Raw genomic sequence first — 13157 nt, 5'->3', positions numbered from 1 at the left:
GCCGGGCCGCAATCGCGGCGGTGGCGTTTAGCTTATGGCGCCCAGTATATATCCACGGGCGTTTCAGCGCGATTCAGCACGGCGCGGATCGGCATTTCATCCTCATCCTCGCCCGACTGTGCCTTCTCCAGCGTCGCCTTCTTGGCAGCACCTTCGATATGCAGCACCAGAAACTCGGCATCGTGCAGGCTGGAGAAGTTGAAGGTCAACCGCTCCTCTCCCGCATTCTCCGCGGCCATGGTCAAAACGCCGCGCGGTTCATCAAGGTCCAGCGCTTCGTAGAGATTGTCTCCACCGGGGAAAAACGATGCCGTGTGGCCATCCGTTCCCATGCCGAGAATGACGACATCGAAGGGATCGCAGATCGCCTCGGTCTTGACGGTCGCAAGCGTCGCGGCATCTTCCGGCGAGGCTGCCGGCTGGAACAGCGGCACGAAATAAGCCGACTTCGCCTTGTCCTGCAGCAGGTTCTCCGCGACAAGACGATGGTTCGAACGGTCGCTTTCCGGTGGCACGAAACGCTCGTCCACCAGCGTCACGCTGATATTGGGCCAATCGAGATCGTGCTTGGAAAGCGCCTGAAAGAACAGCTTTGGCGTCGAACCGCCGGAGACGGCAATGCTTGCCGCACCGCGATCCTTGGTTGCCGCATCAAGGCGCTTGGCAACTTCCGCCGAAAGAGCGGTTGCCAGTTCGGCGGCGGTGTCGAAGACGTGGATCGTTTCGCTCATCGCCAGGCCCTCAATCGGCATCGTGCCAGGTGCGGCCGTCGCGCTCGATCAGCGCGATGGAACCGCTCGGGCCCCAGGTTCCGGCGGTATAACCCTGCACGCCCTGCGCCAGATCTTCCCAGCTCTTGAGAATAGGATCGATCCAATCCCACGCCGCTTCCACTTCATCGCGACGCATGAACAGCGTCTGGTTGGAGCGGATGGTGTCCATCAACAGCCGCTCATAGGCATCGGGGCTGCGCACGTTGAAGGCTTCGGCGAAGCTCATGTCCAGCGAAACCTGACGCAGGCGCATGCCGCCCGGGCCGGGGTCCTTGATGAGCAGAGACTGCTTGACGCCTTCATCCGGCTGCAGGCGGATGACCAGCTTGTTGGCTTCGATCTTGCCGGCCGCATCGTCGAAGATCGAATGCGGGATCTGCTTGAAGGTGACGACGATTTCGGAAACGCGGGTCGCAAGACGCTTGCCGGTGCGGATGTAGAAGGGAACGCCGGCCCAGCGCCAGTTGGCGATTTCGGCCTTGATGGCGACGAAGGTTTCGGTGTTGGAAACGCCGCCTTCCAGCTCTTCCAGATAGCCCTTGACCGGGCCACCGGCGGAAGCGCCGGCGCGATACTGGCCGCGAACCGTCTGCTTTTCGACATTGCTGGTGTCGATTGGCTTCAGCGAGCGCAGAACCTTGAGCTTTTCGTCACGCACGGCTTCGGCATTCATGGATGCCGGCGGCTCCATGGCGACAAGGCAAAGCAGCTGAAGGATATGGTTCTGCACCATGTCGCGCAGCGCGCCGGCCTTGTCATAATAACCGGCGCGGCCTTCCAGACCGACCGCTTCGGCAACGGTGATCTGAACGTGGTCGATATGGGCGGAATTCCACAGCGGCTCGTAAAGCGCATTGGCGAAACGCAGCGCCATCAGGTTCTGCACCGTCTCCTTGCCGAGATAGTGGTCGATGCGGAAGATCTGCTCTTCCTTGAAAACGTGGCCGATGGTGTCGTTCAGTTCCTGTGCGGAAGCCAGATCGCGGCCAATCGGCTTTTCAACGACGATGCGGGTCGAGCGGGTGATGAGCTTGTGCTCGCGGATCTTGTCGGCAATATCGCCGAAAATGCCGGGCGCAACAGCCAGATAGAAGGCGCGCACACGCTCCTTGCCCTCGTCCAGCAGCTTCTTCAGCACGTCCCAGCCATTATTGCCCTTGGCATCGACTGGCACGTAGAAAAGCCTGTTCAGGAAGATGGCGACCTGCGCGTCGTCATATTCGCCGGCCTTCAGGTGCTCCTTCAGCGCGTCCTGCGCGAATTTGCGATATTCCTCATGGGTCATGACCGAGCGCGACGCACCGATGATGCGGGTCGGCTCCGTGAACTGGCCTTCGACCTGCCGGTGATAAAGGGCCGGCAGAAGCTTGCGCTCGGCAAGATCGCCCGTGCCGCCGAAAACGACACAATCAAAAGGTTCAACAGGAATGATCTGACTGCTCATATCGATTCTCTCGATCTTCAAAGGTTGGGGCATCAATAATCTAATCGATTTAAAAATGCCAGACTCAGTTATGTGAAATTATGAATTTTGCTTCCGGCAACTCGTCCGTCGCCGGCAACAGTCTGTAAACATTGGCCTAAAACCTGTCTCGCAACGCGTACCAGGAGAGCGCGAGGAAAAGCAGCGGTGCGCGCAGCGACGCCCCGCCGGGGAAAGAGGGCACCTTCAGCTGCGCGAAGGGCGCCAGCATGTCCTTTTTGCCGAGAACGAGATCGGCATAGAGCTTGCCGCAATAGTTCGACAGCATCACCCCATGGCCGGAATAACCGCCGATGGAGGTGACGCCCGGCATGACCTCGCGCACGAAGACTTTGCGCGGCAGGGTAATGCCGACGGAGCCGCCCCAGGAATGGCTAATCTCTATATCTTTCAGCGCAGGATAGATTTCCGCGATCTGCCGGCGGATGTGGCTGGAAATATCGCGCGGCGTATCGGCCGTATAGGCTTCGCGGCCGCCGAACAGCAGCCGGTTATCGGCCGTCTTGCGGAAGTAGCGCACCACGAACCGCGAATCCGCTACGGCCTCCCGGTCGGGAATGATGTCGGGAAACGCATCCAGCGGCACGGTGGCGCCGATGAAGGAACGGATCGGCATGATATGGGCGGCCGTCACCGGTTCCAGATTGCCGATATAGGCATTGGTGGCGATCAGAACCCGCGGCGCGGTGATCGTACCGAAAGGCGTTTCGATGATGGTCTTGCCGCCAGCCTGACGGATGGATTTCGCCGGCGTCATTTCATAAATGCCGGCACCCGCCGCTTTCGCCGCCTTCGCCAGCCCGACCAGCAGCTTCAACGGGTGGATATGGCCGGTGCCGGTATCGCGCGTGCCGCCGAAATAATGGGTGGAGCCGACACGTTTGCGTGCTTCTACACGTTCCATGTAGGAAATATGCGGATAGCCATAGCGATTATTCATCGCATCGACACTGCGGCGATAGTCGTCCTCGTAAGCGGCCTTGTGCGCCACATAGAGCTGCCCGGGAAGATATTCCATGTCGATGCCGCGGCTGACGGCGAAGCCGCGCAGGTAGTTTTTGGCGTCCTCGGCAATGTCGAACAGTAGCTTCGATTGCTCGAAGCCGATCTCTTCTTCCATCTCGTCGGGGAAGGAGCGCTGGCCGGTGCCGAATTGCCCGCCATTGCGGCCGGAAGCACCATCGCCGAAGCGATGCGCTTCGATGAGGGCGACGGAGACGCCGTTTTCGGCGAGGTTACAGGCGGCCTGAAGGCCGGTATAACCGCCGCCGATGATGGCGACGTCCACCTCTTTCGACCCGTCGAGAGCGGGATAGTCCGGCCGCTCGCCAACGGTTGCCTGATACCAGGAAATTCCCGGCGCAATCGGGCTTTGCCATGTCATGCTCGGGGTTCCTCACACGTTGAGAAGCAGGAATTCCCGCTCCCAGGGGCTGATGACCTGCATGAAGGTCTCGAACTCCCCACGTTTCAGACCGGCATAGAGGCCCACGAATTCATGGCCGAACACCCGGTCGAACTGCTCTTCGCCTTCCAGCAGCGCCACGGCTTCCAGAAGACCGCGCGGCAATTCGATGGAGCCTTCATTGGCGGTATCGGCGGTGGGTTCGGTCGGCTCGATATTGTTGACGATGCCAAGCCAGCCGCAGCCGAGCGAGGCGGCAAGCGCGAGATAGGGATTGGCGTCCGAACTCGGCAGGCGGTTTTCGACGCGCCGCGCCTGCGGGCCGGAAATCGGCACGCGGAAGGCGGTCGTGCGGTTGTCGTAGCCCCAGGCATTGTTGACCGGGCAGGCCATGTCGGGCGTCAGGCGGCGATAGGAATTCACATAGGGCGCCAGCATGACGAGAGCGTTCGGAACATAACGCTGCATGCCGCCCACGAAGGAGAAGAATTCTTTCGAAGGGCTGCCATCGGCATTGGAGAAGATATTGCGGCCGCTGTCGATCTCCACCACCGACTGGTGGATGTGCATGGCCGAACCCGGCTGGCCCTGCATGGGCTTGGCCATGAAGGTGGCGTAGATGCCGTGCTTCAGCGCCGCTTCGCGGATGGTGCGCTTGAACAGGAAGACCTGGTCGGCAAGCTCGATCGGATCGCCATGGCGCAGGTTGATCTCCAGCTGCGCCGGGCCTTCCTCGTGGATCAGCGTATCGATCTCGAGGCCCTGCTTTTCGGAGAAATGATAGATGTCGTCGATCAACTCGTCGAATTCGTTGATGCCGGCGATGGAATAGCTCTGCCCGCCGACGATGGAACGGCCGGACCGGCCCTTCGGCGGATGCAACGGATAATCCGGGTCGTCATTCATGGCAACGAGGTAGAATTCGATCTCAGGTGCGACGACCGGCTTCCAGCCCTTTTCGGTATAGAGCGAAAGCACATTCTTCAGCACGTTGCGCGGCGTGTAGGGCACGAAATTGCCCTCGGCATCCACCACGTCGCAGATCACCTGCGCGGTCGGGTCCGTTTCCCAGGGCACGACGGAAAGGGTGGAAAGATCGGGCACCAGCTTCAGGTCGCTGTCACGCGGCTCGTAACGGAAATTCGCGGTCTCATCGGGATATTCGCCGGAGATCGTATGGCGGTAGAGCGCGGATGGCAGGGCAAGCGAGGTATCGCCCGTGAATTTCGCCGTCGGCATCATCTTGCCGCGCGGAACGCCGGCAAGGTCGGGCGTGATGCATTCTATGTCTTCGATCCCGCGCGCCCGCAGCCATTGCGCGGCTTCGCGCCAGGAGGAAACGCCACGGGGGGAGGAAAGGTCGAGGGGAGGTGTCTTTGCCATGGTTGCCTGTTTCTTCGGGCGGAGCATGGTTTTCTTGGCGGGCATGTATCACCGGGTCTGTGTTTCGACTGGCGCCATCATAACCGTAGTTTGGCAATTGGCGAGGGGGAAAGCGCCATTGACAAGCGGCGGCACTTCGAAAAGAGGAAAGGAAACGGATCGGATGGAATGATGACAGAGAAATGTGACGTGCTGATTTTGGGGGCGGGCGCCGCCGGCATGATGTGCGCCATCCGCGCCGGCCAGCGCGGCCGCTCCGTCGTCATTCTCGACCATGCGAAAGCGCCGGGCGAAAAGATCCGCATCTCCGGCGGCGGCCGCTGCAACTTCACCAATATCCATGCCGGGCCGAAGAATTATCTCTCCGCCAATCCGCATTTCGCCAAATCCGCGCTCGCCCGTTATACGCCGCGCGATTTCATTGCCCTTGTCGAAAAACACCGCATCGGCTGGCATGAAAAAACGCTCGGCCAGCTCTTTTGCGATGACAGCGCCAAGGACATCATTCGCATGCTGCTTGGCGAAATGCAGGCGGTGAATGCGAAGCTGCGGCTCGAAACGTCAGTCTCGGCCGTCACCCATGATGGCGCCCGTTTCCGCGCCACGACATCCGTCGGCGTCATCGAGGCGGAAAGCCTCATTGTGGCGACGGGCGGCAAGTCGATCCCGAAAATGGGCGCGACCGGTTTTGCCTATCAGATCGCCGAACAGTTCGGCCTGCCGCTCGTCGAGACTCGTCCGGGCCTCGTGCCGCTGACGCTCGATCCCGCCTCGCTGGAAAAGCTGAGCCCGCTTGCCGGCGTCGCCGTTCCGGCCGAGGTTTTCCACGGCAAGACGTCGTTTGAGGAAGCGCTGCTCTTCACCCATCGCGGCTTGAGCGGTCCCTCTATCCTGCAAATCTCCTCCTACTGGCGCGAAGGCGATGCCATCCGCCTGAAGCTTGAACCGCATCGCGATATAGCTGCGCTGCTGAAGCAGGCGAAACAGAAGAACGGCCGCCAGTCGCCCCAGACCGCCTTGTCGGAAATCCTGCCGAAGCGTCTTGCCCAGCACGTCGTCGAACAATCCGGTCTCACCGGCCATCTGGCGGATATGTCCGACAAGGTGCTGGCGAAGCTGGCGGGCGAGGTGCAGGACTGGCAGATCAAGCCCGCCGGTTCGGAAGGTTATCGCACGGCGGAAGTCACGCTCGGCGGGGTGGACACGACCGGCCTCGATTCCCGCAGCATGGCTGCGAAGTCCGTGCCCGGCCTCTATTTCATCGGCGAATGTGTCGATGTGACCGGCTGGCTCGGCGGTTATAATTTCCAGTGGGCCTGGGCGTCCGGGCAGGCGGCGGGTGAATTCGCGTGATCGTCTCTGGCCGTGGAAAAGTTCGGACCTTCCTCCTTCGTCATGCCGGACTTGATCCGGCATCCAGCCACCGCGCGTCTGCGCCGTGAAGAGTCTTTCGCGATCAAGGACTTGATCGCGCTGGACCCCGGAATTAGGCCGGGGTGACGGAGTGCGGATGTGACCTGTTCGCCAACTCAATTTCAGTTGGTAAAGTTGTGGCCCTTCCTCGCTCTTTTAATAATCTGTTAATGGGCGTGGAGTCATCCTGACCAAATGCCAGCAAAGCCGGATCGCTCAATGATCCCGCTGCACATGAAGTCATGCTGGAGGCCTTAACAGGGCATGGGTCGGTTGAGTTTTTCGTCAGGAACCCGCGCATGAACAGATCTGCACATCGCCGCCCTCGCGCCATTGCCATCGCCCACGTCGAAAGCGAGAGCCGACAACTGGCCTTTCGCCTGAGCCTCATCGCCGCCGGTGCTCTGGCAGCCCTGATCGCCCTCTTTCACTGATCTGCGGCTTTTTGCTCTAAGCCGGCTTATAAGCGCGCTGAAAAGCCGCCACGGCTGAGATGCCTCGGCCATATCGGCATAAAATTTCTCTTCCTGCAGAATGGCTTCGTGCCGTGTGCGCGGCTGCTGGTTTTCGATGATAATGCGGGCTGCAAAAATCGCGTGCATGTCGCTCTCCTTCTAATGCGGAGGGCCATGATGCACGCCGTTTTTTGATTTATCTGCGCAAGAAAATGCGCTACGTTTTTCACCCATGAAAAACGTCACCTGGGATTCCTATCAGCTTTTCCTCGATGTGTCACGTAGCGGCGGCCTGACGGGTGCTTCGGCGCTGACGGGCTTGAGCCCCGCGACGGTGGGGCGGCGCATGGTCGAGCTGGAGGAGCGTATCGGCAAGGCGCTGTTCCAGCGCAGCCAGACGGGATACGCCTTGACGGCGGATGGCCGCACGCTGTTCGACCGGCTTCAGGCGATGGAGAATGCGGCAAGGGACATCGAGGGATGGCAGAAGGCGTCGTCGGCCTCGTCTGTCGTGCGCATTGCCGTCGGCACCTGGAACGCCTGGCTGCTGACCGGAAATTTCTCCGCCATCTGCACCGACCGCGATGATTTCCGCATCGACCTTTTCATTGCCGAACAGAGGGCGTCTCTGGCCCATCGTGAAAACGACATCGGCATCCGCGCTTTCGAGCCGCAGGAAAAGAACCTTGCCGCCATCAGGACGGGGGAGGTGGCCTATGCGCCCTACAGGCTGCGCAACGCCGCCGTTTCCGTCGCCGACCGCTGGCTGGCGGTGGCGGAGGAAAACGCCATTTCAACCTATCTGCGCTGGCCGCATGAAAATCGTAACAACGAGATCGTGGTAACGGTGAACCGTCCGACGGCGCTTCTCGATCTGGTGCTGGCCGGGGCGGGGGTCGCGGTGCTTCCCTGTTTCGTGGGCGATGTGGATGCGCGGCTCGCTCGGGAAGGCGAAGAACTGGAGAGCCTTCGCCACAATCAATGGATCGTCATGAACAATGACGATCGCCACCGCCGCGATATCAGGGCGGTGGCGGATCGGATGACCCGTCTGATCAAGAGCCATTCCGATCTATATGCCGGACGCAAGAGCCGCCCCGCATAGGTGAAATTACTTTTAGTTGCATAAATAACTTTAAATAATTTATAGTTGCGCGTGCGTCAAAATATCCATAGGTTGCTTTTTGTAAGTTTAACCCCTTTAGGTTGAGGCCACCATGATAATTTCAGCATCATATGTAAATGCGATGTCCGCAGCAGGAACGCCGGAAGAAGCAGCAAAGCTCTTTTATGCAGCGGTCAGCAAGGGTCTCGCGGCAGTCGTTGCCGATGCTCTTTCGCAATCTGTCACGGCAATTGCGCCGGCAGCCGCAGGCACCAAGATCGCAGGCTGGGAAAAGCTCGTGGGCGGCGTGGCGATGCATTTGGCGTGGGAATCTCCCGCCGTTCTGAACCCGATTCCCCTGACGCAGCTTGCCTGCTTCGCTCCCTATGCGCCTCAACTCCAGAGTAACGTCGAGGCGATGGGCGTCAATGTAAGCATCGGCGTTTCCGTGTCGGCGAGCTTCTGAGGCGGGCACTTCTGACGTTTGCGTTGAAGACCGGAGCATCGATTATGATGTTCCGGTCTTTCGTTTCAGGCGGCGTCACGCCCCTGTGCGACGATGACGGGGATAAGCAGATCCCCCCAGTTGCCGCCGCCGCCATGGTGGCGGGCCGAGCGGACCAGCTCGACGGAAACGCCGGCCTCAACCGCTTTCATGACGGCCTGGTTGAGGCGGTGCAGATCATTGGCCAGCATGCGGATGGCGGCCTGCTGATCCTGCGTCATGGCGGAGGACTGTTCCTCGGCGCGTTCCTTGACGTGGGTCTTGATGGGGTTATGGGCATTCATGGCATTTCTCCTCTCATTATTGGTTGGGGTTCTTGATCCGGTTTGCAAGCCCTTCCCGTCACCGGGAAGGGCAGTTTTTCGATTTTATTCGGCCGCCGGGCGGAACTGGTCGTGCTCGGTGGATTCCTTCATGGCTGTCGTTGACGACGTGCCGCCAGAGATTGCCAGAGACACGGCGTCGAAATAGCCGGTGCCGACTTCGCGCTGGTGCTTGGTGGCGGTGTAACCATTGGCCTCGGCTGCGAATTCCGCTTCCTGAAGCTCGGAATAGGCCGCCATCTGCCGGTCCTTGTAACCGCGCGCCAGTTCGAACATGCCGAAATTCAGCTGGTGGAAACCGGCGAGCGTGATGAACTGGAACTTGTAGCCCATCGCGCCCAGCTCGCGCTGGAACTTGGCAATCGTCGCGTCGTCGAGGTTCTTTTTCCAGTTGAACGACGGCGAGCAATTGTAGGCGAGCTTCTTTCCCGGATGCACCTTGTGCACGCCTTCCGCAAACCTGCGCGCCTGCTCGAGATCCGGCTTTGATGTTTCGCACCAGATCAGGTCGCAATAGGGCGCATAGGCAACCGCGCGGGCGATGCAGGGCTCAAGACCGTTCTTGACCTGATAGAAACCCTCGACGGTGCGGCCGGCATCGTAATCCACGAAGGGACGGTCGCGCTCATCGATGTCGGAGGTCAGGAGCTTCGCGGCCTCCGCATCCGTGCGGGCGATAACCAGCGTCGGTACACCCATGACGTCAGCCGCAAGCCGCGCCGCCGTCAGGTTGCGGATATGCGCCGCCGTCGGTATCAGAACCTTGCCGCCGAGATGGCCGCATTTCTTTTCCGATGCCAGCTGGTCTTCATAATGAACACCCGCAGCACCTGCCTCGATAAAGGCCTTCATGATCTCGAAAGCGTTGAGCGGCCCGCCGAAACCGGCCTCCGCATCGGCAACGATCGGCGCGAACCAGGTGTCGACCGAAAGGCCCTTGCCCTCCGCCGTCTCGATCTGGTCGGCACGCTGCAGGGTGCGGTTGATGCGCTTTGCGAGTTCCGGTGCGGCATTGGCCGGGTAAAGCGATTGGTCCGGATACATGGCTGACGCCGTATTGGCATCCGCCGCAACCTGCCAGCCGGAAAGATAGATCGCCTTCAGCCCGGCGCGAACCATCTGCATGGCCTGGTTGCCGGAAAGCGCGCCAAGCGCGTTGACGAAATTTTCCTCGTTGATCAGCTTCCACAGCCGGTTCGCGCCCATCTCGGCCAGCGAATGGCGGATGTCGACGGAGCCGCGCAGCCGCTCCACGTCGGCGGCGGTGTAGGTGCGCTCGATGCCATCGAAACGTCCCTGCGCAGCACCCGGAACAAGTTTGTAAAAATCCGTCATACTTCTCTCTCCCATGATAAATGCGGTTTCCGTAACGGGCCCTCTTCAACATCATGTGGCGCCGTTCGATGTGACTACATTTACATTTTTCGAGATTTGAGTGCCAGAACAAACATAAAAACAGTGACTTGAAAGAGGTTATCCTGTAGTGTGCATGACAGGCGGGAGCTGTAAAATTGTAAATTTTGTAAAAGTCTTTTGCCCGCAGAGTTTGTAACAGGTTTGTATGAGTCGCAGGCACGGGGAGGTGAGGCGGTGTCGGAAAACAAGATTTTTGCAGGCCCGCGCGTGCGCCGCATTCGCAATGGTCTCGCGCTGACGCAGACGGCCATGGCCGAGGCGCTGGCGATTTCGCCGTCCTATCTCAATCTCATCGAGCGCAACCAGCGGCCGCTGACGGTGCAGCTGCTTTTGAAGCTTGCCTCCGTTTACAAGGTCGATCTGGATGACCTGCAGGGTGAAAGCGCCGGTTCCGCCGGGCAGCTGCGCGAGGTCTTCGCCGATCCGTTGCTGGCGGGGGAGGTGCCGTCGCCGCAGGAGCTGATCGAGGTGGCCGATGCCGCGCCCAATGCGGCAAGCGGCGTCCTCAAGCTTTACCGGGCCTATAGGGAGCAGGCGCAGCGCCTTTCCGACCTCTCCGATCTTCTGGCGCGGGAAGGGCATGAGACGGCACTCTCTTCCACCCGCCTGCCGATTGACGAGGTGCGGCATGTCTTTGAAAACCGGCCGGCCTATTTCCATGCCATCGATGCGGCGGCGGAAGAACTCCACAAACACTTATCGGCGGGCGACGATCTCGCCTCCGGCCTTCGTGCATGGCTTCAGAAAAACCACGGCATCGTGGTCCGCACCCTGCCGGTTCATGCCATGCCAAACCTCAGGCGGCGTTACGACCGCCATTCCATGCGGCTGTTTTTATCCGAACGCCTGTCGCAACCGGACCAGCTCAGGGAAATGGCGATGGAGACCTGTCTTCTGGCGCTTCGCGAAGAAATCGGCACGGAGCTTGAAGGGCTTGGCGTGAAAGGGGAGGAGGCAAGGCGCATCGCCCGCTTCGAACTGGCGCGCTACGCCGCCCATGCGTTGATGATGCCCTATGGCGCATTCCTCAGCGCCGCCCAGCGAGCCAGATATGACCTTGATGTCCTGCGCTCGCGCTTCAACGTTTCTTTCGAACAGGCAGCCAACCGCCTCGTCAGCCTGCAACGGCCGTCAGCCGCGGCGATCCCGTTTTTCCTGATGGAGATCGACAATGCCGGCAACCGTTTCCGCCTTGCCGGGGCCAGCGGTTTTCCAAGGGCGCGGTTCGGCGGCCTCTGTCCGCGTCTCAACATCCATGCCGCTTTTGCCCAGCCGGGACAGGTGCTGGTGGAAGCGGTGGAGATGCCGGATGGCGACGCTTTCCTGACCGTTTCGCGCACGCTGGAAGGTCCGCAGGCGGGTTTCGGCGAAAGGGTGAGGCGCACCGCCGTGCTTCTCGGCTGCGATCTCGCCCAGGCCGCAGATACCGTCTATGGCCCGGCCGCCTCGGGTGCTGCGCCCGTCGCCGTCGGTCCTTCGTGTCGGCTGTGCGAAAGGCAGGGCTGTCTGTCGCGGGCGGAAGCGCCGCTGACGCGGCCGCTCGGGCTCGATGAAATGGTGACCGGCCTCAGTGTTTTCGACTTCCAGTAGGTGTTTCCATTCGCTTTTTTGTGGCCGGAACACATTTGGTTGAAAATGCTGTGCTGCACATTTCCCGCTTGCTCCCTTTTGTTTTCCTTTCTAGTCTCTCCCAAAAAAGGGGATCACGCTCCCATCGTGAGGATGCGTTAACAGGAGACATCATGAAAAACCGTTCTCTCCGCCTGACCTTGGCTCTCACCACCGCGCTCGTTGCAGCAGGCTCGGCAATGGCCCAGGAGAAGGTCGTCCACGTCTATAACTGGTCGGATTATATCGACGAATCGATTCTTGCCGATTTCACCAAGGAAACCGGCATCAAGGTCGTCTATGACGTTTTCGACAGCAACGAGCTTGTGGAAACCAAGCTTCTGGCCGGCAGCTCCGGTTATGATGTCGTGGTGCCGACCGGGCCCTTCCTCGCCCGCCAGATCAATGCCGGCGTGTTCCAGAAACTCGACAAGTCCAAGTTGCCGAATCTGAAGAACATGTGGCCCGAGGTTTCCGAGCGTCTGGCGAAATACGACCCCGGCAACGAATATGCCGTGAACTACATGTGGGGCACCACCGGCATCGGTTACAACGTCGCCAAGGTGAAGGCGGCGCTCGGCGATGTTCCGGTCGACAGCTGGGATATTCTCTTCAAGCCGGAAAATGCCGAAAAGCTGAAATCCTGCGGCATCAATATTCTCGATGCGTCGGACGAGACCTTCGCCATCGCCATGAACTATCTCGGCAAGAATCCGGATAGCAAGGAAACCGCCGATCTCGAGGCGGGCGGCGACGTCTACATGAAGATCCGCCCCTATGTGAAGACCTTCAACTCTTCCGCCTATATCGATGAACTGGCGAACGGCGACAGCTGCATCACCATCGGCTGGTCGGGCGATATCCTGCAGGCGAAGAGCCGTGCCGAGGAAGCCAAGAACGGCGTCGAGGTGAACTACGTCATTCCGAAGGAAGGCACCTATATGTGGTTCGACAACCTTGCCATCCCGGCGGATGCCAAGAATGTCGAGGAAGCCCACGCCTTCATCAATTATCTGATGCGGCCGGAAGTCATCGCCAAGGCCTCCAACTATGTTCAGTATGCCAATGGCAACCTCGCCTCGCAGGCGCTGATGGATGAGTCCGTCGCCAAGAACCCGGCGGTCTATCCCGATGCCGAGACGCTGAAGAAGCTCTTCACCATCTCGCCCTACGGACCTAAGGAACAGCGCGTCCTGAACCGCGTCTGGACGCAGATAAAGACCGGCAGCTGACACTTCCGCCCGCTGGTTGAGGAACGGCCGGCGGGCCTGTTTCTCTGATCCTTTGC

General features: G+C 60.1%; 12 protein-coding genes. 5 read left to right on the top strand and 7 right to left on the bottom strand.

Going from position 1 to position 13157, the window contains the following annotated elements; translation table 11 throughout:
• Positions 1-32 precede the first annotated feature (32 nt).
• The 4 genes from pgl to I3J13_RS03300 form a co-directional block, all read right to left on the bottom strand.
• The gene (pgl, locus tag I3J13_RS03315; protein ID WP_020812896.1) at positions 33-731 is read right to left on the bottom strand and encodes a 6-phosphogluconolactonase; all 699 of its coding nucleotides are present in this window, start codon (positions 729-731) and stop codon (positions 33-35) included.
• 10 nt (positions 732-741) lie between these two features.
• On the bottom strand, positions 742-2217 hold the full coding sequence (zwf, locus tag I3J13_RS03310; protein WP_196378016.1) for a glucose-6-phosphate dehydrogenase: 1476 nt from the start codon (positions 2215-2217) through the stop codon (positions 742-744).
• 136 nt (positions 2218-2353) lie between these two features.
• Positions 2354-3640, bottom strand: coding sequence for an NAD(P)/FAD-dependent oxidoreductase (locus I3J13_RS03305; RefSeq protein ID WP_196378015.1), 1287 nt, complete (start codon positions 3638-3640; stop codon positions 2354-2356).
• Positions 3641-3652: 12 nt separating this feature from the next.
• The gene (locus tag I3J13_RS03300) at positions 3653-5089 is read right to left on the bottom strand and encodes a glutamine synthetase family protein (RefSeq protein WP_035260676.1); all 1437 of its coding nucleotides are present in this window, start codon (positions 5087-5089) and stop codon (positions 3653-3655) included.
• A 123-nt stretch (positions 5090-5212) separates the two neighbouring features.
• Here I3J13_RS03300 and I3J13_RS03295 point away from each other — a divergent pair, with 123 nt between their 5' ends.
• On the top strand, positions 5213-6397 hold the full coding sequence (locus I3J13_RS03295; protein WP_196378014.1) for a BaiN/RdsA family NAD(P)/FAD-dependent oxidoreductase: 1185 nt from the start codon (positions 5213-5215) through the stop codon (positions 6395-6397).
• A 314-nt stretch (positions 6398-6711) separates the two neighbouring features.
• Here I3J13_RS03295 and I3J13_RS03290 read toward each other — a convergent pair whose 3' ends face one another.
• On the bottom strand, positions 6712-7059 hold the full coding sequence (locus tag I3J13_RS03290; RefSeq protein WP_196378013.1) for a hypothetical protein: 348 nt from the start codon (positions 7057-7059) through the stop codon (positions 6712-6714).
• Between the two features lie 85 nt (positions 7060-7144).
• Here I3J13_RS03290 and I3J13_RS03285 point away from each other — a divergent pair, with 85 nt between their 5' ends.
• A complete protein-coding gene (locus I3J13_RS03285; RefSeq protein WP_196378012.1) occupies positions 7145-8017 on the top strand; it encodes a LysR family transcriptional regulator in 873 nt (290 codons plus the stop codon).
• Between the two features lie 142 nt (positions 8018-8159).
• Positions 8160-8483 carry a hypothetical protein gene (locus I3J13_RS03280; RefSeq protein ID WP_196378011.1) on the top strand — a complete coding sequence of 108 codons (324 nt, stop codon included), beginning with the start codon at positions 8160-8162 and terminating at the stop codon, positions 8481-8483.
• A 65-nt stretch (positions 8484-8548) separates the two neighbouring features.
• On the opposite strand, the gene I3J13_RS03275 is transcribed toward I3J13_RS03280, so the two are convergent.
• Positions 8549-8806 (bottom strand): SMc00767 family acetate metabolism repressor, encoded by a 258-nt coding sequence (locus I3J13_RS03275; protein ID WP_004432604.1) that lies wholly within the window; start codon positions 8804-8806, stop codon positions 8549-8551.
• A gap of 84 nt (positions 8807-8890) precedes the next feature.
• Complete coding sequence (gene aceA, locus I3J13_RS03270; RefSeq protein WP_196378010.1) at positions 8891-10180, bottom strand: isocitrate lyase; 1290 nt, start codon at positions 10178-10180, stop codon at positions 8891-8893.
• A gap of 255 nt (positions 10181-10435) precedes the next feature.
• On the opposite strand from aceA, the gene I3J13_RS03265 reads away from it, so the two are divergent.
• Complete coding sequence (locus tag I3J13_RS03265) at positions 10436-11851, top strand: short-chain fatty acyl-CoA regulator family protein (RefSeq protein WP_196378009.1); 1416 nt, start codon at positions 10436-10438, stop codon at positions 11849-11851.
• A gap of 152 nt (positions 11852-12003) precedes the next feature.
• Positions 12004-13101, top strand: coding sequence for a polyamine ABC transporter substrate-binding protein (locus tag I3J13_RS03260; protein WP_004432613.1), 1098 nt, complete (start codon positions 12004-12006; stop codon positions 13099-13101).
• The last annotated feature ends 56 nt before the right edge of the window (positions 13102-13157 follow it).

This window comes from Agrobacterium leguminum (assembly GCF_015704895.1).
Taxonomy (GTDB): domain Bacteria; phylum Pseudomonadota; class Alphaproteobacteria; order Rhizobiales; family Rhizobiaceae; genus Agrobacterium; species Agrobacterium leguminum.
This window is presented reverse-complemented; position numbering and strand designations above follow the sequence as displayed.